Annotated in this window: 18 protein-coding genes and 1 pseudogene; 7 read left to right on the forward strand and 12 right to left on the reverse strand. The window is 63.3% G+C overall.

Annotated elements, in window-relative coordinates:
• Positions 1–60 precede the first annotated feature (60 nt).
• The 9 genes and pseudogenes from gltB to pilM form a co-directional block, all read right to left on the reverse strand.
• Complete coding sequence (gene gltB / locus LGQ10_RS16820; protein ID WP_226522624.1) at positions 61–4,509, reverse strand: glutamate synthase large subunit; 4,449 nt, start codon at positions 4,507–4,509, stop codon at positions 61–63.
• A gap of 348 nt (positions 4,510–4,857) precedes the next feature.
• On the reverse strand, positions 4,858–6,444 hold the full coding sequence (locus tag LGQ10_RS16825; protein ID WP_058435789.1) for an AAA family ATPase: 1,587 nt from the start codon (positions 6,442–6,444) through the stop codon (positions 4,858–4,860).
• 9 nt (positions 6,445–6,453) lie between these two features.
• Positions 6,454–7,554 carry a 3-dehydroquinate synthase gene (gene aroB, locus LGQ10_RS16830; protein ID WP_058435790.1) on the reverse strand — a complete coding sequence of 367 codons (1,101 nt, stop codon included), beginning with the start codon at positions 7,552–7,554 and terminating at the stop codon, positions 6,454–6,456.
• Positions 7,555–7,699: 145 nt separating this feature from the next.
• Entirely contained in the window at positions 7,700–8,218 is a 519-nt protein-coding gene (aroK, locus tag LGQ10_RS16835; protein ID WP_058435791.1) for a shikimate kinase AroK, read from the reverse strand.
• A gap of 4 nt (positions 8,219–8,222) precedes the next feature.
• Positions 8,223–9,467, reverse strand: a pseudogene (locus tag LGQ10_RS16840) (type IV pilus secretin PilQ); the annotation flags it as partial.
• Positions 9,468–9,586: 119 nt separating this feature from the next.
• Positions 9,587–10,114 (reverse strand): pilus assembly protein PilP, encoded by a 528-nt coding sequence (locus LGQ10_RS16845; RefSeq protein WP_226522625.1) that lies wholly within the window; start codon positions 10,112–10,114, stop codon positions 9,587–9,589.
• On the reverse strand, positions 10,111–10,734 hold the full coding sequence (locus LGQ10_RS16850; protein ID WP_226522626.1) for a type 4a pilus biogenesis protein PilO: 624 nt from the start codon (positions 10,732–10,734) through the stop codon (positions 10,111–10,113). The genes LGQ10_RS16845 and LGQ10_RS16850 overlap by 4 nt, the downstream gene beginning before the upstream one ends.
• Positions 10,731–11,297, reverse strand: a complete 567-nt coding sequence (locus tag LGQ10_RS16855) for a PilN domain-containing protein (protein ID WP_226522627.1) — start codon at positions 11,295–11,297, stop codon at positions 10,731–10,733. The genes LGQ10_RS16850 and LGQ10_RS16855 overlap by 4 nt, the downstream gene beginning before the upstream one ends.
• Positions 11,297–12,340, reverse strand: a complete 1,044-nt coding sequence (gene pilM, locus LGQ10_RS16860; protein WP_226522628.1) for a type IV pilus assembly protein PilM — start codon at positions 12,338–12,340, stop codon at positions 11,297–11,299. Before pilM ends, LGQ10_RS16855 begins: the two co-directional genes overlap by 1 nt.
• Before the next feature lie 217 nt (positions 12,341–12,557).
• Between pilM and LGQ10_RS16865 the strand changes: the two genes are divergently transcribed.
• Positions 12,558–14,990: a penicillin-binding protein 1A gene (locus tag LGQ10_RS16865; RefSeq protein ID WP_413247629.1), complete on the forward strand. Its 2,433-nt coding sequence runs from the start codon at positions 12,558–12,560 to the stop codon at positions 14,988–14,990.
• Between the two features lie 126 nt (positions 14,991–15,116).
• Here LGQ10_RS16865 and LGQ10_RS16870 read toward each other — a convergent pair whose 3' ends face one another.
• The 3 genes from LGQ10_RS16870 to rpmE all read right to left on the reverse strand — a co-directional run bounded on the left by LGQ10_RS16870 (position 15,117) and on the right by rpmE (position 17,620).
• On the reverse strand, positions 15,117–16,385 hold the full coding sequence (locus tag LGQ10_RS16870; protein WP_226522630.1) for a malic enzyme-like NAD(P)-binding protein: 1,269 nt from the start codon (positions 16,383–16,385) through the stop codon (positions 15,117–15,119).
• Between the two features lie 186 nt (positions 16,386–16,571).
• Positions 16,572–17,357, reverse strand: a complete 786-nt coding sequence (locus LGQ10_RS16875) for a thermonuclease family protein (RefSeq protein ID WP_226522631.1) — start codon at positions 17,355–17,357, stop codon at positions 16,572–16,574.
• Between the two features lie 41 nt (positions 17,358–17,398).
• On the reverse strand, positions 17,399–17,620 hold the full coding sequence (rpmE, locus tag LGQ10_RS16880; protein WP_011058815.1) for a 50S ribosomal protein L31: 222 nt from the start codon (positions 17,618–17,620) through the stop codon (positions 17,399–17,401).
• Positions 17,621–17,884: 264 nt separating this feature from the next.
• On the opposite strand from rpmE, the gene LGQ10_RS16885 reads away from it, so the two are divergent.
• From LGQ10_RS16885 to LGQ10_RS16910, 6 genes are all read left to right on the forward strand, one after another.
• The gene (locus LGQ10_RS16885; protein ID WP_226522632.1) at positions 17,885–20,104 is read left to right on the forward strand and encodes a primosomal protein N'; all 2,220 of its coding nucleotides are present in this window, start codon (positions 17,885–17,887) and stop codon (positions 20,102–20,104) included.
• A 150-nt stretch (positions 20,105–20,254) separates the two neighbouring features.
• On the forward strand, positions 20,255–21,991 hold the full coding sequence (gene argS, locus LGQ10_RS16890; RefSeq protein WP_226522633.1) for an arginine--tRNA ligase: 1,737 nt from the start codon (positions 20,255–20,257) through the stop codon (positions 21,989–21,991).
• A 1-nt stretch (position 21,992) separates the two neighbouring features.
• Complete coding sequence (locus tag LGQ10_RS16895) at positions 21,993–22,700, forward strand: SPOR domain-containing protein (protein WP_022639727.1); 708 nt, start codon at positions 21,993–21,995, stop codon at positions 22,698–22,700.
• A gap of 210 nt (positions 22,701–22,910) precedes the next feature.
• Positions 22,911–23,441 (forward strand): ATP-dependent protease subunit HslV, encoded by a 531-nt coding sequence (gene hslV, locus LGQ10_RS16900; RefSeq protein WP_007968352.1) that lies wholly within the window; start codon positions 22,911–22,913, stop codon positions 23,439–23,441.
• Between the two features lie 82 nt (positions 23,442–23,523).
• Entirely contained in the window at positions 23,524–24,867 is a 1,344-nt protein-coding gene (hslU, locus tag LGQ10_RS16905) for an ATP-dependent protease ATPase subunit HslU (RefSeq protein WP_226522634.1), read from the forward strand.
• 132 nt (positions 24,868–24,999) lie between these two features.
• Positions 25,000–25,377, forward strand: a complete 378-nt coding sequence (locus LGQ10_RS16910; RefSeq protein WP_058437260.1) for a gamma-butyrobetaine hydroxylase-like domain-containing protein — start codon at positions 25,000–25,002, stop codon at positions 25,375–25,377.
• Positions 25,378–25,611: the final 234 nt, after the last annotated feature.

Here is a 25,611-nt window from a genome sequence, read left to right on the forward strand (position 1 = left end):
ATGCCCGGCAAACCTCGTACTGCGTCTCTTGCAGCCTGAGGCTTGCCACTTGCAGCTGCTTTATTGCGGGTTGGCCCGGGTGCTGGAGAGCAGGTTCTTCAGGTTCGCCGCCTTCGGCTTGACCAGCCAGAAGCGCCGCACATAGTCGTCCAGGTTTTCCCAGAGCTCATGGCCCCATTCACTGCCGGTTTCTTCCACGTACTCGGTCAGCACGCGATGCAGATGGCTGCGGTAAGCCTCCATCGCCTCGCCAGTGATCCGCTGGATTTCCACCAGTTCATGGTTCAGCTTGTCGACGAAGCTGTTGTCCATGTCCAGCACGTAGGCGAAACCGCCCGTCATGCCTGAGCCGAAGTTGTAACCGGTCTTGCCCAGGATGCAGACAAAACCACCCGTCATGTATTCGCAGCAGTGATCGCCAGTGCCTTCCACCACCGTGTGGGCACCGGAGTTGCGCACGGCGAAACGCTCGCCTGCGGTGCCGGCGGCGAACAGCTTGCCGCCGGTGGCACCGTACAGGCAGGTGTTGCCGACGATCGCACTGTCCTGGGTCTTGTAGGCGCTGCCCTTGGGCGGGACGATGACCAGCTTGCCGCCGGTCATGCCCTTGCCCACGTAGTCGTTGGCGTCGCCTTCCAGGTAGAGGTTCAGGCCACCGGCGTTCCATACGCCGAAGCTCTGCCCAGCCGTGCCCTTGAAGCGGAAGGTGATCGGCGCCTGGGCCATGCCCTGGTTGCCGTGGACCTTGGCGATCTCGCCGGAAATCCGCGCGCCGATGGAACGGTCGCAGTTGCAGATATCCAGGGCGAAGTCGGCACCGCTCTTGTCGTTGATAGCCGCACGCGCCATTTCCACCATCTTCTCGGCCAGCAGGCCCTGGTCGAACGGCGGATTGCGCTCCACCTGGCAGAACTGCGGCTTGTCCGCCGGAATGTGGTCGCTGCCCAGCAAGGGGGTCAGGTCCAAGTGGCGCTGCTTCTCTGTCTGGCCTTCGAGCACTTGCAGCAGGTCGGTACGACCGATCAGATCCTGCAGCGAGCGCACGCCCAGCCTGGCCAGCCACTCGCGGGTTTCCTCGGCCACGTAGGTGAAGAAGTTCACCACCATGTCCACGGTGCCGATGTAGTGGTCCTTGCGCAGCTTGTCGTTCTGGGTGGCAACGCCGGTGGCGCAGTTGTTCAGGTGGCAGATGCGCAGGTACTTGCAGCCCAGGGCGATCATCGGCGCGGTGCCGAAACCGAAGCTCTCGGCACCGAGGATCGCCGCCTTGATCACGTCCAGGCCGGTCTTCAGGCCACCGTCGGTCTGCACCCGGACCTTGCCGCGCAGATCGTTGCCGCGCAGGGTCTGGTGGGTTTCCGCCAGGCCCAGCTCCCAGGGCGCACCGGCGTACTTGATCGAGGTCAGCGGCGACGCACCAGTACCACCGTCGTAGCCGGAGATGGTGATCAGGTCGGCATAGGCCTTGGCCACGCCGGCGGCGATGGTGCCCACCCCGGCCTCGGCCACCAGCTTCACCGAGACCAGGGCCTGCGGGTTGACCTGCTTGAGGTCGAAGATCAATTGCGAGAGGTCTTCGATGGAGTAGATGTCGTGGTGCGGTGGCGGCGAGATCAGGGTCACGCCCGGCACGGCATAACGCAGCTTGGCGATCAGGCCATTGACCTTGCCGCCGGGCAGTTGGCCGCCCTCACCGGGCTTGGCGCCCTGGGCCACCTTGATCTGCAGTACCTCGGCGTTGACCAGGTATTCGGGGGTTACACCGAAACGGCCGGTAGCCACTTGCTTGATCTTCGAGCTCTTGACGGTGCCGTAGCGGGCCGGGTCTTCGCCGCCCTCGCCGGAGTTGGAGCGCGCGCCCAGGCGGTTCATTGCCTCGGCCAGCGCCTCGTGGGCCTCGGGCGACAAGGCGCCCAGGGAGATACCGGCGGAGTCGAAGCGCTTGAGGATCGCCTCCAGGGGCTCGACCTCGTCCAGATCCAGTGGCTGCTCGAGAGTCTTGACCTGGAACAGGTCGCGAATCATCGAGACCGGGCGGTTGTCCACCAGCGCGGTGTATTCCTTGAACTTGGCGTAGTCGCCCTGCTGCACGGCGGCCTGCAGGGTGTTGACCACGTCCGGGTTGTAGGCGTGGTACTCGCCACCGTGGACGAACTTCAGCAGGCCACCCTGCTGGATCGGCTTGCGCGGACTCCAGGCCTCGAAGGCCAGGGCTTTCTGTTCAGCTTCGATGTCGACGAAGCGCGCACCCTTGATCCGGCTCGGCACGCCCCGGAAGCTCAGGTTGCAGACTTCCTCGGACAGGCCGATGGCCTCGAACAACTGGGCGCCGCGATAAGAGGTAATGGTGGAGATGCCCATCTTCGACAGGATCTTCAGCAAGCCCTTGGTGATGCCCTTGCGATAGTTCTTGAACACCTCGTAGAGGTCGCCCAGCACTTCGCCAGTGCGGATCAGGTCGCCCAGCACTTCGTAGGCCAGGAACGGATAGACCGCCGAGGCGCCGAAACCGATGAGCACCGCGAAGTGATGCGGGTCACGGGCGGTGGCGGTTTCCACAAGAATGTTGGAATCACAGCGCAGGCCCTTTTCAGTCAGGCGGTGGTGCACCGCGCCGGTGGCCAGGGACGCGTGGATCGGCAGCTTGCCCGGAGCGATATGACGGTCGCTCAGGACGATCTGGGTGCGGCCGGCACGGGCAGCTTCTTCAGCCTGGTCGGCGACATTGCGGATCGCCGCTTCCAGACCGACGCTTTCGTCGTAGTTCAGGTCGATGATCTGGCGCTCGAAGCCCGGGCGCTCGAGGTTCATCAGCGAACGCCACTTGGCCGGGGAGATCACCGGCGAGCTGAGGATCACCCGCGAGGCATGCTCGGGCGATTCCTGGAAAATGTTGCGCTCGGCACCGAGGCAGATTTCCAGGGACATGACGATGGCTTCGCGCAGCGGGTCGATCGGCGGGTTGGTGACCTGGGCGAACTGCTGGCGGAAGTAGTCGTAGGGCGTGCGCACGCGCTGGGACAGCACGGCCATCGGCGTGTCGTCGCCCATGGAGCCCACGGCCTCGTAGCCCTGCTCGCCCAGTGGACGCAGCACCTGGTCACGCTCCTCGAAGGTGACCTGGTACATCTTCATGTACTGCTTGAGCTGGTCGACATCGTAGAAGGCCGAACCGTGGTCGTTGTCTTCCATGGTGGCCTGGATGCGCAGGGCGTTCTTGCGCAGCCATTGCTTGTAGGGATGACGGGACTTGAGGCGGTTGTCGATGGCGTCGGTGTCGAGGATCTGCCCCGTCTCGGTGTCCACGGCAAAGATCTGCCCCGGGCCGACACGGCCCTTGGCGATCACGTCCTCGGGCTGGTAGTTCCAGACGCCGATTTCCGAGGCCAGGGTGATGAAGCCGTTGGTGGTGGTGACCCAGCGCGCCGGGCGCAGGCCATTGCGGTCCAGAAGGCAGACGGCGTAGCGGCCGTCGGTCATGACCACGCCCGCAGGACCATCCCACGGTTCCATGTGCATGGAGTTGTATTCGTAGAACGCACGCAGGTCGGCGTCCATGGTCTCGACGTTCTGCCAGGCCGGCGGAATGATCATGCGCACGCCGCGGAACAGGTCGATGCCACCGGTGACCATCAGCTCGAGCATGTTGTCCATGCTCGAGGAGTCGGAACCTACGCGGTTGACCAGCGGACCCAGTTCTTCCAGGTCAGGGATCAGGTCGTTGGCGAACTTGGTGCGCCGGGCCACCGCCCAGTTGCGGTTGCCGGTGATGGTGTTGATCTCGCCGTTGTGGGCGAGGAAGCGGAAGGGCTGGGCCAGCGGCCACTTCGGCAGGGTATTGGTGGAGAAGCGCTGGTGGAACACGCAGATCGCGGTCTGCAGACGCTCGTCACCCAGGTCCGGATAGAACGCGGCGAGGTCCGCCGGCATCATCAGGCCCTTGTAGATGATGGTCTTGTGGGAAAAGCTGCAGATGTAGTGGTCGGTGTCGGCGGCGTTGGCCACCGAGGAGCGACGACGGGAACTGAACAGCTTGATGGCGAAATCCTGGTCGCTCAGGCCTTCGCCACCGATGAACACTTGCTCGATCTGCGGCAGGCGCTCCAGGGCCAGACGCCCGAGCACGCTGGTATCGATCGGCACCTTGCGCCAGCCCACCAGTTGCAGGCCGGCGGCCAGGATCTCGCGGTTCATGTTGTCGCGAGCGGCTTCGGCTTTCACCGGGTCCTGGTTGAAGAACACCATGCCCACGGCATATTGCCTGGGCAGATCGGTAGCGAAGTGCTCCTTGGCGACGGCGCGCAGGAACAGGTCGGGTTTTTGTATCAGCAGACCGCAACCGTCACCGGTCTTGCCGTCCGCGTTGATCCCACCGCGGTGGGTCATACAGGTCAGGGCCTCGATGGCCGTTTTCAACAGGGTATGACTGGGTTCGCCCTGCATGTGGGCGATCAGGCCGAAACCACAGTTATCCTTAAATTCATCGGGTTGGTACAGACCTGCTTTCATAGACACTTTCTCACCAGGCTGCCTCTTTTCGAGACAAATTTCTTTTCAATTCAACCGCTTACCTTCCACACCGAACGTACGCCGGCTTTGCGGGGGCAAAAGGGAGGTCATTGTACACACCGACACAAAGCCCCACAAATTTAGCGACGATCAATCGCAAATTCGTGTCGCATTTATGAACGTTTTAAATCGATATGCTGTGCTAGTCAAAAAGTTTTGTCTTTGACTGCAGCGACTCAAAAACTACTGTGACGCAGACACCACAAGGCACGCGGCCTGTAAGGCAGCATGCCGATGCGGAAATTTGAGGTTGCCGGGAGAGGCGGCCTGGGTAAGGCCGCCGAATCTTCAGCGGGCCGTTGCCAGTTCTTGTTGAACGCTGGCGACAGTGCGAGGCCAAGGTTTACCAGCCTGAACCTTCGCTGGCAAGGATTTGATGGCGCTGACCGCTGCATCGCGGCTGGAGAAGTTGCCGTAGGTGATCACATACAGCGGTTTGCCGTTGAGGACTTTCTTGAAGTAGCGGTACTCGCCGCCCTGTTCCTTGACGAAACCCTGCGCAGTGGCCTCGGAGCTGGTGCCCAGGATCTGTACCACGTAGTTGCCAGGCGCCTGGCCGGCATACCAGCTGCCACCGGTCGCAGCCTTGGCCACGGTGAGGGGTTTGTCTGCCGGTTTGGCGGCAGGGGCTGGCTTGGCGGCCACAGCCTTCTCTACCGGCTTGGGCGTCGGAGCAGGCTTGGCAGTGGCAACCGGGGCAGGTGCCGGTGCTGGAGTCGGACGTGGCGTCGCAGTTGCGGCCGGGCCCGCTGGAACGCCGACAGGAGGTGCGGTGGTGGTCACGGTTGGCGGAACGGCGCTGGAGCCTGCTACCGGCACACCGTCGTCACCCTCGGTGATACCGCCCGCTGCTTCGGCCAGCGGCCCCCGCATCACGGGCTGCGACTGGCCGACCAGCGGCAGCGGCATCGGTTGCGACGAACCGGCGAACTCCACTGCCGGGCTGCCATTGGCGTTCGGTGCCTGGCCCAGCGGCAATTGCGCCTGCTCATTGGCCGGCGTCCCGGTGGCGGGCGCCTTGCCGCGACCCGGCATCAGCCAGGCCGCGGCAACAGCCACGACCACTACGGCGGAAATGGCCAATACGTGTTTCTTAGGCATGTTGAACCCCATACTTGGACGCTTTACCGCAGAGCGGCTGGCGATCATTGCTTCGATCATCGCATCCCTGGCGACCTGGTTGATATTGCCCGGCCAGCCATCGGAGCTTTCGTGAATATCACTGATCTGATCCGCGGAAAAAAGTTCGATGCCCTGGCCGGCGCCCTCGAGGCGCTGGGACAGGTATTCGCGGGTTTCCTCCTCGGTGTAGGGCTGCAATTCGATGATGTGGAACAGCTCCTGCTCGGAGCTGAACGGGTCCAGCGCGGCAATCAGCGACGACTCACCGAACAGGAACACATGGGGACGCCCCTCCGGTGCACCAGCGGCCAGCGCCAGCAGGGCCTCGAGCGCGGACTCGTCGAGCTGTTCGGCGTCGTCCACCAGCAGGTAGACCTCCTGGCCGGTCAGGGCCAGTTGCACCACCTGGGCCAGGATCGCACCGATCTCGGCCTGGGCCACATTCAAGGCCTGGGCCACTTGGCGCAGCACCCCGGCGGCATCACCGGCACCGCGCGCGGAAACCACCACGCTCTGCACCGATTGCTTGTTGGTACTGGCGACCAGCGCCTGGCGCAACAGGGTCTTGCCACTGCCCTGGGGGCCGGTGACCACCAGCAGCAGCTGGCTGTAGCGGGCCAGGTGATGCAGCTGCCCCAGCACAGGCTTGCGCTGGGCAGGGAAGAACTTGAAGCCGGGGACCCGAGGGGCGAAAGGGTCGTGGCTCAACTGGTAATGGCCGAGGAATGCCTCGTCCGCGTGCAAACTAGTCATTGGATCTTATCAACCTTTAAGCTGAGCCAGGGCGCGGTAATCCGCTCCCAGCGTGGCCTGTAGAACCTCTTTCGGATAGTCGTCGGTCACTGTGGCTTCGCCCATGCGACGTAGCAGCACCAGGCGCAAACGACCATCGATCACTTTCTTGTCAATTGCCATGTGTTCGAGAAAATCTGCCTCGCTCATCTCCTCGGGAGGGATGACCGGCAGGCCCGCGCGCAGGAACAGGGCGATACCACGATCGCGCTCCTGGTTGCTGATCCAGCCCAGGCGTGCGGACATTTCCAGGGCCATCACGGTACCGGCAGCCACCGCCTCACCGTGCAGCCAGACACCGTAACCCATGTGGGTCTCGATGGCGTGGCCGAAGGTATGGCCGAGATTGAGGGTGGCGCGCACCCCCGACTCGCGTTCATCGGCGCCCACCACGGCAGCCTTGGCCGCGCAGGAGCGTTCGATGGCATAGGTCAGTGCCTGCGGATCCAGTGCCCGCAGGCGATCGACATTCTCTTCCAGCCAGGTGAGGAAGGGCTCGTCGCAGATCAGGCCGTACTTGATGACCTCCGCCAGGCCCGCCGACAGTTCGCGGCTCGGCAGGGTCTTGAGGCTGGTGGTATCGATCAGCACCACGTTCGGCTGGTAGAAGGCACCCACCATGTTCTTGCCCAGCGGGTGGTTGATACCGGTCTTGCCGCCTACCGAGGAGTCGACCTGGGACAGCAGGGTGGTGGGAATCTGGATGAAATCGACACCACGCTGATAGCAGGCCGCCGCAAACCCGGCCATGTCACCGATCACCCCGCCGCCGAGGGCGATGATCGTGGTACGGCGATCGTGACGGGCAGTCAGCAGGCCGTCGAAGATCAGTTGCAGGGTTTCCCAATTCTTGTAGGCCTCGCCATCGGGCAGGACCACCGAGATCACCGAGAATTGCCCCAGGGCATTGGTCAGACGCTCAAGGTACAGCGGCGCGACGGTTTCATTGGAGATGATCGCCACTTGCCGACCGGCGATATGCGGCACCAGCAGCTCGGGCCGGTCCAACAATCCTTCACCAATGTGAATCGGGTAGCTGCGCTCGCCTAGATCGACCTTAAGTGTCTGCATGTGTCCCCACAGTGAAGATGGAAGCAGGCGATGTGCCTTGCATTGACGATGGGCCTCGCCTGGTCATCTGACGCAGCCCGATAGCTCTGCGCCACACCTTGGCGATCTGGCGCGACGCCGAGAATAGCGCATTTCGCCCGGCGTATTAACGGGGGGGCAGTTGCAGCAGGCGCTCTAGGATGTCCAGCACCACCAATCGCGGTGGCCGCTCATCGGTTTCCACCACCAGGTCGGCAATTTCCCGATAAAGCGGGTCACGGATCTCCAGCAGATCCCGCAGTGTCTTGGCCGGGTCGGCGGTACGCAGCAGGGGACGATTGCGGTCCCGCGCCGTGCGCCCCACCTGTTGTTCCACCGAAGCGTGCAGGTAGACCACTCGTCCGCCGGCGTACAACGCCCGACGATTGGCCTCGCGCATCACTGCGCCGCCGCCGGTAGCCAGGACCATGCCGTCAGTACCGCACAACTCGGCGATCATTGCCTGCTCACGATCACGAAAACCCGGCTCGCCTTCCTTATCGAAGATCCACGGGATATTCGCACCTGTGCGCAGTTCAATTTCCTTATCGGAATCTTTGAATGGCAGGCGCAACTCTTTGGCCAGCAAGCGGCCGATGGTGCTTTTTCCAGCCCCCATTGGCCCAACAAGAATCAAATTTCGCACAGAATCAATGACTCGCAGCAATCGCCTGGTTGTTCATGATACGCGGAGTGAGAAACACCAACAGCTCGGATTTTTTCTCCGACACCGCGTCTCGCCGGAAAAGGCGGCCAAGATACGGCACATCGCCCAGAAATGGCACTTTATCTACTACCGTGCTTTTCGTATTGGAAAAAACACCGCCGATGACAATGGTTTGCCCGTCACGCACCAGCACCTTGGCATTGACTTCGTTTTTGCGGATGGGCGGCACCTCCTGAACCTTGTTCAGGTAATCCGGCTCATCCTTGGTGACCTTGACGTCCATGACCACCTGGTGGTCCGGGGTGATCTGCGGCGTCACTTCAAGAGACAGCGAAGCCTCCTTGAACGATACCGAGGTCGCACCACTGGAGCTGGCCTCCTGATAGGGAATCTCGGTGCCCTTGAGAATCCTGGCGGTTTCCTTGTCGGAGGTGACCACCTTGGGCTGGGAGACGATCTCGCCATTACCGCTCTTTTCCATGGCGGTCAGCTCCAGGTCCAGCAGGAGGTTATCGGTGATGTAGGCGATGCCCATGCCCGAGGTCTTGGCGACGACGCCCAGGTCGACGAAAGGCAAGTGACCACCCCCGACACCGCTGGACGCCGAGCCGGCAGGCCCGGACAGGCTCCAGTTGCCCCGATTCTGCAATGACCCGCCCCAACGTGCACCCAGCCCCTTGTCGTAGTCGACGTTGACCTCGACGATCCGCGCCTCGATCATCACCTGGCGTACCGGAACGTCCAGCTGGGCAACGATGCGCCGCAACTCGTCGAGGCGTTCCTGGTTCTGGTAGGCAATGATGTTGTTGGTGCGCTCGTCGACGCTGATGGAGCCACGCTCGCCGACCCGGTCGTCGCTGCCGGTCACCGACTGGAACAACCGGGCGATGTCCGCAGCCTTTGCGTAATTGACCTGCACCAGCTCTCGACGCAGGGGCGCCAGGTCCTCCAACTGCTTTTGCGATTCCAGCTCCTGGAGTTCCCGGGCAGCGATTTCTTCAGCCGGGGCCACCAGCAACACATTGCCGATCCGGCGCTGGTCCAGGCCCTTGGTCTTGAGCACGAGGTCCAGGGCCTGGTCCCAGGGTACGCCCCGCAGGCGCAGGGTAATGCTGCCCTGGACCGTGTCACTGGCCACCAGGTTGAGCCCCGTGAAGTCGGCGATCAGTTGCAGCACCGCACGTACTTCGATGTCCTGGAAGTTCAGGGAAAGCTTGTCGCCACTGTAGACCGGGCTTCCTGCGTCGCCCACGGCGCCGACCCCGGAGGCGCTGGCAGACACCAGCAACACGGCCCATAGCGCCAGGCTACTGGCTGAAACAGTCCTGCTCATTATCCTGATTCCATTCAAGAGTGTGTTTTCAGCGCCAGCGTCCGCGATCGCTCCAGCCAGGCTCCCGCTCCATCGGGAACCACCTCCACGACGTCTACCCGGGAATCGCCGATGGCCACGATCCGGCCCTGATCGCGCCCCAGGTAGTCGCCGATCCGCAAGCGATACACCACGCCGCCCCCACGCAGCAGGACGAAACTCCCGGCAGCGCCGGACAGGGTTCCGACCATCTGCAACTGCTCGATATCGAAACCCTCGAGAGGCTCGCGGACCCGAGCCGGGTCATTCATGCCAGGTACTGCTGCGCCTTGCCGGTCGGCGACAGAGGCGCCCAGAGGGATCTGGAACGGGCTGCGCAATGCGCTGGCGCCGTAACTGGGCGTCGGAACCGGACGAAGGGTCGGGGCAGGCTCGAGCTGGACGGTGGCCTGTGTCCGCGCCGCGTCCAGGTATGCCTCCAGGTCGGCGTGCCCCGTCTCGGCCGCACATCCCGCGAGGCCGATGCAGACTGCAACCCCCAGCAAACCGCGGACACCGTTCATGAGCGTGCCTTCTGGCTGTCATATCTATAGGTCCGCGCTTCCAGTTGCATTCGCAAGCGCATGGAGTTGCCTGCAGCCACCGGCCTGATCCGAATATCGTGCACCGTGAGGATTCGGGTCAGGCCGGCAAGGCCACTGACGAAAGTCGCCAGGTCATGGTAGGCACCCGTAACCGTGAGCTGGATCGGCAGTTGCACGAAATGCTGCCGGGGCAACTCGGCCTGCAACCGGATCTCCTCGAAATCCAGCCCGACGTCCAGGCCTGCACGACTGATGTCCTCCAACAGGCCAGGCACTTCGGCATCGCTGGGAAACTGACCCAGCCATAGTCGAAGCTGAGCCTGCATCAGCGCCAACTGCTGCTGGTAGGCTTCGAGTTCGGCTCCCTCACGCACCTTGCCGGCGACCTGCTCCTTGAACCGGGCTTCTTTCTGGCGCAATTGCCCCAGATGCGCCAGGCCTCCCTCCAGATAAAACCCGCGACCCGCCACCAGAACCCCCAGCAGGACCAGAATCGCCAGCAGCACCCTGAGCGGGGCCGGCCAGGCACCAGGATTGTCCAATGCCAGCGTTCGCACATCGGCGCCCTGCAAGGGGTCCCACCATGGCTTGCGACTCACGGCATCGAATCCCGGGAGGAGAGAGGCACCTGCTGCACCCTTAGCCGAAACCGGTTGTGCAATCCCTGGCCACCCTCTGCAGCCTGCCTGACCTCACCCAGCTCAGGAGCGGCAAAACCTTCGGCGAACTGCAGGTTGCGCAGCAATTCGGAAACTCGCTCGTTGGACTCTGCGGCCCCCTTGATGTCCAGACTGCGCCCCTGCTGTTCAAGCTCGGTGAAATAGACGCCGTCCGGCAGGCTGCGGGCCAGTTGTTCGAAAAACTGCACGCTGGACGACCGGTGTTCTTGCAGTTCCTCGACGATCTTCATGCGCTCAATCAGTTGCTGGCGCTGGGACTTGAGCTCATGAAGACTGGCGAGCCGGTCGTCCAGGCGTACCGAGGCCTGTTCCAGGTACTGATTGCGCAGGTGCAGCCGCTCAATGATCCGCGAGATGTAGACGTCTGCCAGCAGGATCACCCCGGCACCCAACAGCACCATCACCACCAGCACCCGGAAGTACCGTCGTCGACGCAGCTCCCGTGAAGCCTCGCGCCAGGGCAGTAGGTTGATCCGGGACATCAGTGCACTCCTCTCAAGGCCAGGCCACAGGCGGACAACAGGGTCGGGGCCTGGTCAGCGAGCGCCAGGGCATCCACCCCCGGGCTGCAGGACATGTCACGAAAAGGGTTGGCGACACGGGTGGTCATGCCCAGGCGCTCCTCCACACGATGGGCCAGGCCCTCCAGACGGCTGGCAGCGCCCGCCAGCAGCAACAGGTCAACGGGTCGCTGCCGGGGCGATTCGGCGAACTGCTGCAATGCATGGGTCGCCTGTAGCACAAGACTGTCCTCGAACAGGTGCAGCACCTCCCCGTCATGATCCTGGAGCGGGAGGCCATGGCGCTGGGCCAGCAATACCTCCTCCAGCGTCAGCCCATGACGCTGCAGGGCATCCTGCAACTGACGGCTGCCGAACAGCTGTTCGCGGACATGAATGACCCGCTGATCATGCATCACGTTGAACAAGCTGCGCTCCAGGCCGATGTCCAGGACCGCCTGGGTCGCCTTTCCCGCCCCCAGCAACGACAGGCAGCGCTCCCGGGCAAGTGACTGGGTCTCCACCACCTGCACATTCAGGTTGGCCAGGGCCAGTACTGATTCCAGGGACGCAACCTGTTCGCGGCGACAAGCCACCAGCAATACCTGGTCCCGTTCGGAGCGGCCAGGCACCGCCCCTTGCCTGTCGAAATCGATGGCTGCGTCCTCCAGGGGATAGGGGATGTACTGTTCCGCCTCCAGCAAAACCTGATCTTCCAGCTCCAGTTCCGACAACCCCGCCGGCACTTCGATCACCTTGCTGATCACAGCCTCATCGGACACCGCCACCGCCACGTTGCCCAGGCCGGTACCGGCCTTGAGCAGGACGCTGGACAAGGACCTGGCCAATGCTTCGGGGTCGACGATCGACCGATCCTGCACCACGCCGGGAGCCAGGGGTTGCCTGGCATAGGTTTCGACCCGGTAACCGTTGCCCTGGCGGCTCAAGGCCAGAAGCGTGACCGCCGTCGCCTCGATATCGATCCCCAGCAGGGAACTCGACTTTTTGCTGAATAGTCCAAGCACGACCAATTCCTTATGACTATCCGTAGGTTACGGATTCCTTGAGCCGCAGTGCGCTCGATCGTCGCGTCTTGACAGACGGTCAAATGACGCTCTGGGCGGAAAATGCTTATAATGCCCGCGTTTTTTTCCGCGTTTACCCGCAGCGTGGGTCGGTCCTGATGACCGTGAATGCCCCGACGCCTAATTCATTCCTTTCTCTGGAAATCCAAAAGCCTTGATTCGTCTGCTGAAGTTTTTCGGGTGGTCCATCGTAGCGGTGTTCTGCGGGCTGCTCCTCGCCCTCTCCGGTGCGTTTCTCTATCTTAGTCCTGGCTTGCCATCGGTAGAGGCCCTGAGAAGTATCCAGTTGCAGATTCCTCTGCGGGTGTACAGCAGCGACGGCAAGTTGATCGCCGAATTCGGCGAGATGCGCCGTACTCCTATCCGTTTCGCCGACATTCCCCCCAACTTCATCAATGCGTTACTAAGTGCTGAAGACGACAACTTCGCCAACCATTACGGAGTTGACCCCAGCAGCCTGATGCGGGCCGCGACCCAGCTGGTCAAGAGCGGGCACATCCAGTCCGGCGGCAGCACAATCACCATGCAGGTGGCGAAGAACTTCTTCCTCTCCAGCGAGCGCAGCTTTTCGCGCAAGACCACCGAGATCCTCCTGGCCCTGCAGATCGAGCGCCAATTGACCAAGGACGAGATCCTCGAGCTGTACGTCAACAAGATCTACCTGGGCAACCGAGCCTACGGGATCGAGGCAGCGGCGCAGGTGTACTACGGCAAGTCCATTCGTGATGTCAGCCTGGCGCAGATGGCGATGATCGCCGGATTGCCCAAGGCGCCCTCGCGCTTCAACCCCCTGGCCAACCCGGCGCGCAGCAAGGAACGGCGCGACTGGATCCTGGGGCGCATGTACAAGCTCGGCAAGATCACCGAGGCGGCCTACACCGAAGCGGTCAACGAGCCGCTCAACGCCAGTTACCACGTCCCGACCCCGGAGGTGAACGCCCCCTACGTCGCCGAGATGGCCCGGGCCGAGATGGTCGGGCGCTATGGCAGCGATGCCTACACCGAAGGTTTCCGGGTGACCACCACGGTGCCCAGCGACCTGCAGGAAATGGCCAACACCGCCGTTCATGAAGGCTTGATGACCTACGACCAGCGCCACGGCTACCGTGGCCCGGAATCGCGCCTGCCCGGCAAGACCCAGGCAGCCTGGAGCACCGAACTGACCAAGCAGCGGACCATCAGCGGGCTGGAGCCGGCGATCGTGACCCTGATCGAGAAGAACGGCGTCCAGGTGCTGACTCGCAACGGCCAGGAACATGTGGCCTGGGAGACCATGAAATGGGCCCGCCCATTCCTCAACACCAACAGCATGGGCGCCGTACCGCGCCAGCCATCGGACGTGGCGCAGGTCGGTGACCTGGTGCGCGTACAGCGCCAGGCGGACAACTCGCTGAAGTTCAGCCAGATCCCGGTCGCCCAGGGCGCCCTGGTGACCCTGGACCCGCAAAACGGGGCAATCCGCGCACTGGTCGGCGGCTTCGCCTTCGAGCAGAGCAACTACAACCGCGCGATGCAGGCCAAGCGCCAGCCCGGCTCCAGCTTCAAGCCGTTCATCTACAGCGCCGCCCTGGACAACGGCTATACCCCGGCCAGCCTGGTGAACGACGCGCCAATCGTGTTCGTCGACGAGTACCTGGACAAGGTCTGGCGCCCGAAGAATGACACCAACACCTTCCTCGGCCCGATCCGCATGCGCGAGGCGCTGTACAAGTCGCGCAACCTGGTGTCGATCCGCCTGCTGCAAAGCATGGGCGTGGATCGCACCATCGACTACATCAGCAAGTTCGGCTTCAACAAGCAGGATCTGCCGCGCAACCTGTCCCTGGCCCTCGGCACCGCGACCCTGACCCCCATGGAGATCGCCACCGGCTGGAGCACCTTCGCCAACGGCGGCTACAAGGTCACCCCCTATATCATCGACAAGATCGAAAGCCGCAACGGCGAACAGCTGTTCAGCGCCAACCCGCCCAGCGTGCCCAATGGCAACACCGCCAGCAGCGGAATCGCCGCACCCGAGCAAGGCTTCACGGTCAATACCGTGGCCGGCGATAACCCGGTGCAGCCGACTGCACAGGCCCCAGCGGTGGCCGAACGAATCATCGACGGACGCACCGCCTACATCCTCAACAGCATGCTCGAGGACGTGATCAAGCTGGGAACCGGCCGCCGTGCCCTGGCGCTGGGCCGTCCGGACCTGGCCGGCAAGACCGGTACCACCAACGAGTCCAAGGACGCTTGGTTCTCAGGCTACAACGCCGACTACGTGACCACCGTGTGGACCGGCTTCGACCAACCCGAAAGCCTGGGACGCCGCGAATACGGCGGCACCGTCGCACTGCCGATCTGGATGAACTTCATGGGCGCCGCGCTCAAGGACAAGCCACCGCACACCCAGCCCGAGCCGGAAGGCATCCTCAGCCTGCGGGTCGATCCGGTCAGCGGTCGTGCAGCCGCCCCAGGCACGCCGAATGCCTACTTCGAACTGTTCAAGAGCGAAGACACTCCACCGTCGGTCAACGAGCTGGGCAATGGCGTCGCGCCCGGCAGCCCGCTGCCTGCCGACGAGGCGGCACCGATCGATCTGTTCTAAGAGAGCAGCTCAAGCTGCCAGCCCCAAGCCGCAAGAAGAAGCGACAGCGCCTTCTCTTGCAGCTTGAAGCTTGAAACGCTCCCATAAAAAACCCGGCTCGATGGCCGGGTTTTTTATGGGCTGCTGTTAGCCGTTGAACACGTCATCCACGCTTTTCAGCGGATAGTTCTTCGGATACGGCAGGGTGGCCACGCCGGTCTCGATGGCGGCCTTGGCCACGGCATCGGAGATCACGGTGATCAGGCGGGCATCCATTGGCTTGGGAATGATGTACTCACGACCGAACTCCAGCGCCTGGCCGCCGTAGGCGTCGCAGACTTCCTGAGGCACTGGCAGCTTGGCCAGGTCCTTCAGGGCGATGGCCGCCGCGATCTTCATCTCTTCGTTGATGCGCTTGGCGCGAACGTCCAGGGCACCACGGAAGATGAAGGGGAAGCCCAGCACGTTGTTGACCTGGTTCGGATAGTCCGAACGACCGGTTGCCATGATCACGTCGTCGCGGGTGGCGTGGGCCAGTTCCGGGGCAATTTCCGGATCAGGGTTGGAGCAGGCGAACACGATCGGGTTGGCCGCCATCGACTTCAGACCTTCCGCGCTCAGCAGGTTCGGACCGGACAGGCCCACGAACACATCGGCGCCTTGCAGGGCATCGGCCAGGGTACGCTTGTCGGTCGCGTGGGCGAACACGGCCTTGTACTGGTTCAGATCGTCACGGCCGGAATGGATCACGCCGGTACGGTCGACCATGAAGATGTTCTCGATCTGTGCGCCCATGCTCACCAGCAACTTCATGCAGGAGATGGCGGCAGCGCCGGCGCCCAGGCAGACGATCTTGGCGTCGGCCAGGGTCTTGCCGGCGATTTCCAGGGCGTTGATCATGCCGGCCGCGGTCACGATCGCGGTGCCGTGCTGGTCATCGTGGAATACCGGAATGTCGCACTGCTCGATCAGCGCACGCTCGATCTCGAAGCACTCTGGCGCCTTGATGTCTTCCAGGTTGATGCCACCGAAAGTGATGGAAATGCGCTTGACGGTGTCGATGAAGGCCTGCGGGCTTTCGGAATCGACTTCGATGTCGAACACATCGATGCCGGCGAAGCGCTTGAACAGCACGCCCTTGCCTTCCATCACCGGCTTGGAGGCCAGCGGGCCAAGGTTGCCCAGGCCGAGAATAGCGGTGCCATCGGAAATGACGGCAACCAGGTTGCCTTTGCCGGTGTACTTGTAGGCCAGTTCCGGATCGCGCGCGATTTCACGCACCGGTTCGGCTACGCCAGGGCTGTAGGCCAGCGCGAGGTCGCGGGCGGTAGCAGTGGCCTTGGTGAGCTCGACACTCAGCTTTCCTGGACGAGGATTGGCATGATATTCGAGAGCGGCAGTTTTCAAATCAGACATGTGGGCATTCCGCTTTTACTGTTGGACAGACGGACCGCCGAGGATACGCGTGTCGCATAGTCCCCACAAGACTGGCCAGTCACCGCTGTCAAGGCCTGTAGCCTACGACTTTGGGCCAAGAGCCGCAGCCCGCAAGGCTTTCACCTGTTCACAATTTTTACTGAAAATGTCTACAATTTTGCGATTTCAGGGAATCCTGAGCATCGACGGATCCCTCAGCGAGACCATCCAGCGCACTTCGCCACGACGGGAACGCCCTTGGCGCCGGCGCTCGACCACCCAGCCACGAGCCTCGACGCGTCGCCCAACAAGGTGCTTGAGCCGGCCTGGGGGGAACCCGTCCCGGATATTGGGTGCAATGCGCAATACAACCGAGCCGTGCAATGTGATCCAAACCCCACTGCGATTGCGCAGCACCTTGCTTACCCGCCCCGTGAGCAAGGCAAAGCCCGGGGCACGGATCTGCTCCGCTTTCAGTACAGGCGACTGCCGCCACAGCCCCAGCCGAGCACGGCGCGCGTGGTCTTCGGCGGCCTGCTGGCAGGCGACCAGTGCGACATTCGGCGCCAGGGCAATCCGGTAGGCAAGCCCTTCGGCGATCAGCCGCGCTTCGAAGTTGAGGCCATTGGCACCATATACATGGGCCAGGGTCCGGCCGTAGCGATCATGCCGCTCACGCCCAAGGACCAGGCCGACCCGTCCACCGCTCTGCGCCACCAACTGTTCCAGGCGCTGGCGCGCTGCCAGGGCCAGGGGCTCGGCCTTGCGCCCTGCCCTGGCCAGTTCCGGCGCATTGAGGCCGATCATGCGTACGCTACGACCGTCCTTGAGACGCAGGGTGTCGCCATCCACCACACGCAGCACGGTGGCGGGCATCACACTTCCCGGCGCTGGAACCGGGCAGAACGCCTGGACAGCTGTCAGCCAAATCGCAGGCACAAAAAAGGCGCCCACCAGGGACGCCTTTTTCATCAGCGAGGAAAGTCGGTATCGGCTTTCCAGAACGATCAGCCTCAGGCCTTCTTCGTTGCGCCGAAAGCACCGAAGCGCGACTTGAACTTGTCGACACGACCGCCAACGTCCAGAGTCTTCTGCTTACCGGTGTAGAACGGGTGGCACTCGTTGCACACGTCCAGGCTCAGAGGCTTGGCCAGGGTGGAGCGAGTTTCGATGACGTTACCGCAGCTGCAAGTAGCGGTAATGGCTTCGTATACTGGATGGATATCGGCTTTCATGATGTATTCCTCAGGCTAGCGTGCCGCCACCCAACACTATTGTTGAATACCGCACGAATTAGGGCGCGGATTCTACCAGACCCCGGCAATCGCGCAAGAGAGCCGAACAACCCTCCATCTGAAAAAACCGCTATCTCCTTGACAGGCCCATCCTTGCACTGGCTGGGCATTCAACCTGGACGCGCGCGCTTGTGCAGGACACTCCACCGTCCGTCTGTTAGGCTCCAAACCCTATCGATTGCCCGCCCTGTGAGACAACCCCGCGTGCCCGACGCCATCCTGCGCCTCGCCCTGCCTTCGCCCCTGCGCCGCCTGTTCGACTACCGTGCTCCCGCCGGCGTACTGCCTACCCAGCTACACCCGGGCATGCGTCTGCGCGTGCCGTTCGGGCGCCGGGAGATGATCGGCATCCTGGTACAGGTGGCCGATCACAGCGAGGTCCCGGCGGACAAGCTCAAGCCGGCCCTGGCCCTGCTGGACCCCACGCCACCGCTGCCAGCGGCCCTGTTCAAGTTGTGTCTGTGGACCGCCCAGTACTACCAGCACAGCCTGGGGGACACCCTGAGCTGGGCTTTGCCGGTGCTGTTGCGCCAGGGCGAACCGGCCGAGGCTCGCCAGGAGCGTTTCTGGTCGATCGCCCCCGGGGCCCGCCTCGACGACCCGCGAATCGCCCGCGCGCCACGCCAGCGAGAAGCCCTGGCAACCTTGGCCCAGCATCCCCACGGCGTGCCCCACGCGCTCCTGAGCAAGCTGATGCTGAGCAAGGACAGCCTCGACCTGCTGCTGGCCAAGGACCTGGTCCGCATAGACGTGCGCCGGCACGCCCCCGGAGCCCGCCACGAACACTGGCTGGCCCAGCCGGAGCTGCCGCTCAACAGCGAGCAACGCGCTGCCTATGAGGCGATCCGCGCCGGGTTCGACAGCTACCACGCCTTCCTGCTGGCGGGTGTCACCGGCAGCGGCAAGACCGAGGTCTACCTGCAGCTGATTCGCGAAACCCTGGAAGCCGGCAAGCAGGCCCTGGTGCTGATCCCGGAAATCAACCTCGGCCCCCAGACCCTGGCGCGCTTCGAACAGCGCTTCAATGCACGCATCGCCCTGCTGCACTCGGCGGTCAACGATCGCGAACGCCTGGATGCCTGGCTGGCGGCCCGGGACGGCGAGGCCGACATCATCATCGGCACCCGTTCAGCGCTGTTCACGCCGATGAAGAACCCCGGGCTGATCATCATCGACGAGGAGCACGACGGCTCCTACAAACAACAGGAAGGCCTGCGTTACCACGCTCGCGACCTGGCCCTGGTACGCGCCCGGCAGGAGAACATCCCGATTGTCCTGGGCTCGGCCACGCCGTCCCTGGAAAGCCTGCACAACGCCTACACCGGCCGCTATGGCCTGCTACGCATGAACGAACGGGCCGGCGGCGCCAAACAACCACGCTTCCTGCGCCTGGACGTGAAGAGCCGCCCGCTGGATAGCGGCATTTCCGGCCCCATGCAGCAGGCCATCGGCCAGACCCTCGCGGCCGGGCAACAGGTCCTGGTGTTCCTCAATCGCCGCGGCTTCGCTCCGACCCTGCTCTGCCACGACTGCGGCTGGATGTCCGAGTGCCAGCGCTGCGATGCCCGCATGACCGTGCACCAGCGCTCTGGTGAACTGCGTTGCCACCATTGTGGCCATGTGGAGCGTGTGCCACGGCACTGCCCGCAGTGCGCCAAGGTCGACCTTCGGCCAGTGGGCGCCGGCACCGAACGGGCGGAAGAGCGCCTGGCGATCCTGTTCCCCGACTACCCGGTGCTGCGGGTGGACCGCGACAGCACCTCGCGCAAGGATGCGATGAACCAGCTGTTCGCCACCATCCAGAAGGGCCATCCGTGCATCCTGGTGGGCACGCAGATGCTAGCCAAGGGGCATCACTTCCCCAGGGTGACCCTGGTCGCGATCCTCGATGCCGACGGCGGCCTGTTTTCCGGGGACTTTCGCGCCAGTGAGCGCATGGCGCAATTGATCGTCCAGGTGGCCGGTCGCGCTGGCCGGGCCGAAGAGCCCGGCAAGGTCATCATCCAGACGCACCTGGCCGACCATCCGCTGCTGGTGCAATTGACCGAGCAAGGCTATTTCGCCTTCGCCGAGCAGGCCCTGAGCGAACGCCGCGCCGCTGGCCTGCCCCCGTTCGCCCACCTGGCCCTGCTTCGAGCCGAAGCCCACAAGCCGGGCCAGGCCGAGGCGTTCCTGGATGAGGCCTGCAGCGAGGCCGAGCGCCTGCTGGCGGAACAGCAACTGGGCGGCATCGAGTTGCTGGGGCCAGTGCCCGCGCCCATGGAGCGTCGAGCCGGGCGCTACAGGGCACAACTGCTGCTGCAGGCCAATGCCCGAGCACCGCTGCACCGACTGCTCAGCAGCTGGCTGCTGGTCCTGGAGCAGATGCCCAGCGGCCGACAGGTACGCTGGTCACTGGATGTGGACCCGGTCGACCTGTACTGAGCCGCAGGCGGCCAGCCCAAGGCTATAAGTAGCCGGTGTCTTGCCGCTCACCCCCCAAAGGTTGGCAACCTGCCCCCGGCAACGGATAATGCCCAGTTTTTCCACCTGCGCACCGAAGCGCCGCCGCGCCAGCGGTCGAAAGAGAAGACCATGAAAGACACCATTCGCCAGCTCATCCAGCAAGCCATCGCCCAACTCGTCGCCGAAGGTGTGTTGCCAGAAGGCCTGACGCCGGCGATCCAGGTCGAAAATACCCGCGACAAGACCCATGGCGACTTCGCCAGCAACATCGCCATGATGCTGGCCAAGCCTGCCGGCATGAAACCTCGCGACCTGGCGGAGAAAATCATCGCCGCATTGCCGGCTGACGAGAACCTGAGCAAGGCGGAAATTGCCGGGCCGGGCTTCATCAACTTCTTCCAGAACACCCAGGCCCTGGCTGCACGCCTGGACGCGGCACTCGACGACGCTCGCCTGAACGTACGCAAGGCCGGCCCGGTACAACGCACCGTGATCGACTTGTCGGCGCCCAACCTGGCCAAGGAGATGCACGTGGGCCACCTGCGCTCCACCATCATCGGCGACGGCGTGGCGCGGGTCCTGGAGTTCCTTGGCGATACGGTCATCCGCCAGAACCACGTGGGCGACTGGGGCACCCAGTTCGGCATGCTGATGGCCTACCTGGAAGAGAACCCCATCACCAGCGACGAGCTGTCGGACCTGGAGAACTTCTACCGCGCGGCCAAGCAGCGCTTCGACGAGTCCGAAGCCTTCGCCGACCGCGCCCGCGCCCTGGTGGTCAAGCTGCAAGCTGGCGACCCGGACTGCCTGGCGCTGTGGAGCCGGTTCAAGGACATCTCCCTGTCCCACTGCCAGAAAATCTACGAGCTGCTCAACGTCAAGCTGACCATGGCCGACGTGATGGGCGAGAGCGCCTACAACGATGACCTGATCAACGTGGTCAACGACCTCAAGGCCCAGGGCATGCTGGTGGAGAGCAATGGCGCCCAGTGCGTGTTCCTCGACGAGTTCAAGAACGCCGAGGGCGAGCCGCTGCCAGTGATCATCGTCAAGGCCGGCGGCGGCTACCTGTACGCCACCACCGACCTGGCGGCCGTGCGCTACCGCAGCGGCAAGCTCAAGGCCGACCGTGCCCTGTACTTCGTCGACCAGCGCCAGGCCCTGCACTTCCAGCAAGTGTTCGCGGTGGCCCACAAGGCCGGCTTCGTCACCCATCCGATGGCAATGGAGCACATGGGCTTCGGCACCATGAACGGCGCCGACGGCCGTCCGTTCAAGACCCGTGACGGCGGCACCGTGAAGCTGATCGACCTGTTGACCGAAGCCGAGGAGCGGGCCTACGCCCTGGTGAAGGAAAAGAACCCGCAGCTGCCGGAAGCCGACCTGCGCCGCATCGCCAAAGTGGTGGGCATCGACTCGGTGAAATACGCCGACCTGTCCAAGCACCGCACCAGCGACTACAGCTTCAACTTCGACCTGATGCTCAACTTCGAAGGCAACACCGCGCCCTACCTGCTGTACGCCTACACCCGTGCTGCCGGCGTGTTCCGCAAGCTGGGCAAGGACTTCAGCCAGGTACAGGGCAAGATCGAACTGCACGCCGCCCAGGAGCTGGAGCTGGCAGCGCGCCTGGCGCAGTTTGGCGAGATCCTCAACAACGTCGCCGAAAAAGGCACCCCACACGTGCTGTGCAGCTACCTGTACGATGTGGCCGGGCTGTTCTCCAGCTTCTACGAGAACTGCCCGATCCTGGCAGCCGAGACTCCCGAGCAGATGAATAGCCGCCTGCGCCTGACCGAGCTGACCCGGCGTACCCTCAAGCAAGGTCTGGAACTGCTGGGCCTTGAAGTCCTGGAGCAAATGTAAGTTGGCTGCCAAGAAAAAACCTGCACCCAAGCGTGGCGCCAGTCGTTACCAGCCCCCGGCCAAGAAGCCGATCCCGGGCTGGCTGTGGCTGGCCATCGGCCTGACCATCGGTGCATTCATCGTGTTCCTGATGAAGCTCGAGCCAGGCAAGGGCGGCGACAGCGTCAAGCGCGAGAAGATCGAGCAACAGAAGGCCAGCAAGATCGCGGAGGCCAACAAGACACCGCCCAGCCCGCAGCAACCGGTGAAGCCCAAGTACGATTTCTACACCCTGCTGCCGGAATCGGAGGTCATCGTGCCGCCCGAAGCGGTACCGGAAAAGACCCTGCCGACGCCACAGGTGCCGCCAGTGCCAACCACTCCGGTAACTCCGGCAGAAGCGGCGAAGATCGACACCGCCCGGGCCCAGGCGGCCCTGGCCGGCATCACGCCACCACCTGCGCCACCGGTGGCCAAGGCCGCGCCGGTGACCAAGTTCTTCCTCCAGGCCGGGTCATTCCGCAAGGAAGCCGATGCCGACAAGGTCCGCGCGCAGATCATCCTGCTGGGCCAGTCGGTCTCGGTCGAATCCGGCACGGTGAAGGATGAAACCTGGTACCGGGTATTGGTGGGCCCGTTCAGCAACCGCGAACAGCTGACCGTAGCCCAGAAGCAACTGGCTGGCGCCGGCTTCAGCAACCTGCTGTTACAACAGCGCCAGAACCGCTGACCCCCCCTGCGGCGAGGGCCCGCTCTCTCGTCGCACCCGGGCAATCGCGCCCTCTTTTGGCAGCCTGTCGCGCCAAAAGAGGACACGCTGTCCCTCCCCCCGATGCCAAGCCGCTCGTCTCTCGCCTCGCCCGGCAGTTGAAAAACCTCTCGCCACCCCCATATGAGTTTCCATCTGGGCACTTTCGCCCCGCTGCGTGGAGACTTTCCCTTGACCACCATCGTTTCAGTCCGCCGCCACGGCAAAGTCGTCATGGGCGGCGACGGCCAGGTTTCCCTTGGCAACACCGTGATGAAAGGCAATGCGAAAAAGGTTCGCCGCCTGTATCACGGCCAGGTCATTGCCGGCTTCGCCGGGGCCACTGCCGACGCCTTCACCCTGTTCGAACGGTTTGAAGGCCAGCTGGAGAAGCACCAGGGCCACCTGATTCGTGCCGCCGTCGAGCTGGCCAAGGAATGGCGTACCGACCGTTCCCTCAGCCGCCTGGAAGCCATGCTGGCCGTGGCCAACAAGGACGCCTCGCTGATCATCACCGGCAACGGTGACGTGGTCGAACCCGAGGACGGCCTGATCGCCATGGGTTCCGGTGGCGCCTACGCCCAGGCCGCCGCCAGCGCATTGCTGAAGAAAACCGACCTGTCGGCTCGCGAGATCGTCGAGACCGCCCTGGGCATCGCCGGCGATATCTGTGTATTCACCAACCACACTCAAACCATCGAGGAGCAGGATCTCGCGGAATAAGCCTGTTTCGGCCCGGACCTGCCGTCACGCGGCAGGCCCTCACGCCACGGCATTCATTCCTGCTTGAGGACCGTCAATTATCATGTCCATGACCCCCCGCGAAATCGTCCACGAACTCAATCGCCATATCATCGGCCAGGACGACGCCAAGCGCGCCGTGGCCATCGCCCTGCGCAACCGCTGGCGGCGCATGCAACTGCCTGCGGAACTGCGCGCCGAGGTCACCCCCAAGAACATCCTGATGATCGGCCCTACCGGCGTGGGCAAGACGGAAATCGCCCGGCGCCTGGCCAAGCTGGCCAACGCACCGTTCATCAAGGTTGAAGCGACCAAGTTCACCGAGGTCGGTTATGTCGGTCGCGATGTCGAGTCGATCATCCGCGACCTGGCCGACGCCGCGCTGAAGATGCTGCGCGAGCAGGAGATCGTCCGCGTGCGCCATCGCGCCGAAGATGCCGCCGAGGACCGTATCCTCGACGCCCTGCTGCCCCAGGCCCGGGCCAGCAGCTTCGCCGAGGAAGCCGCACAGACCAGCACCGATTCCAACACCCGCCAGCTGTTCCGCAAGCGCCTGCGTGAAGGCCAGCTGGACGACAAGGAAATCGAGATCGAAGTCGCCGAGAACATGGGCGTCGAGATCGCCGCGCCTCCCGGCATGGAAGAGATGACCAACCAGCTGCAGAGCCTGTTCGCCAACATGGGCAAGGGCAAGCGCAAGAGCCGCAAGCTCAAGGTCAAGGAAGCGCTGAAGATGGTTCGCGATGAAGAAGCGAGCCGCCTGGTCAACGAGGAAGAACTCAAGGCCAAGGCCCTGGAAGCCGTCGAGCAGCACGGTATCGTGTTCATCGACGAGATCGACAAGGTGGCCAAGCGCGGTAATGTCGGCGGTGCCGATGTCTCCCGCGAAGGCGTGCAGCGCGACCTGCTGCCGCTGATCGAGGGCTGCACCGTCAACACCAAGCTGGGCATGGTCAAGACCGACCACATCCTGTTCATCGCCTCCGGCGCGTTCCACCTGAGCAAGCCGAGCGACCTGGTACCCGAGCTGCAAGGCCGCCTGCCGATCCGTGTCGAACTCAAGGCCCTGACCCCGGAAGACTTCGAGCGCATCCTCAAGGAGCCTCATGCGTCGCTGACCGAACAATATTGCGCGTTGCTCAAGACCGAAGGCCTGGGTATCGAGTTCGCCGACGAGGGCATCAAGCGCCTGGCCGAGATCGCCTACCAGGTCAATGAGAAGACCGAGAACATCGGTGCCCGTCGCCTGCACACCCTGCTCGAGCGCCTGCTCGAAGAGGTGTCGTTCAGCGCCGGCGACCTGGCCAGCGCCCACAGCGAAGAGCCGATCCGCATCGACGCTGCGTACGTCAACAGCCACCTGGGTGAACTGGCGCAGAACGAAGACCTGTCCCGCTATATCCTGTAAGCGCCAAGCTGCAAGCGACATGCTGATTCGTGTCGCTTGCAGCAACGCTTCTCCAGTGTTTTATCGGTGATGGCTTGAATCTCACTTCTTGTGGCTTGAAGCTTATGGCTTGAAGCTCAAGAGAGAACGCCCATGGCCCGCCTGCCCACCGGCATCAACCTGCACAAAGCCTCCAAGACCCTGACCCTGACCTACGGTCCGGACGAGGTCTACCACCTGCCTGCGGAATTCCTGCGGGTGCACTCGCCCTCCGCCGAGGTCCAGGGCCACGGCAAACCCATCCTGCAATTCGGCAAGCTTGGCGTCGGCCTGAGCAAGATCGAACCCGCCGGCCAGTACGCACTGAAATTGACCTTCGACGACGGCCATGACAGCGGTCTGTTCACCTGGGACTACCTGTACCAGCTCGCGCTGCGCCAGGACGATCTGTGGCGCGACTACCTGCAGCAACTCCAGGCCGCAGGAAAATCCCGCGATCCGGACGAGTCCGTCGTCAAGCTGATGCTCTAGCTCAAGCCTCTGGCTGTTTAGAGGGCATTTTCTAATTCCATCTGTTTGAATGCAGGGCTGCATGGCCAATGAATGGCCTGCTTGCGAAAAAAATTAAACTCGGGTAACCAATGGACCTGGCAAGTTCCCTGCAGAGTTCTGCGAAGTAACGGCAGCGGTATGCAATCAACGGTCACCCGAGCAGTAGTGCCTGGCCTCGTGCTGTGTGACTACACAGCAGGTCCGGTACTCGTC

Source organism: Pseudomonas sp. L5B5, from assembly GCF_020520285.1.
GTDB lineage: Bacteria > Pseudomonadota > Gammaproteobacteria > Pseudomonadales > Pseudomonadaceae > Aquipseudomonas.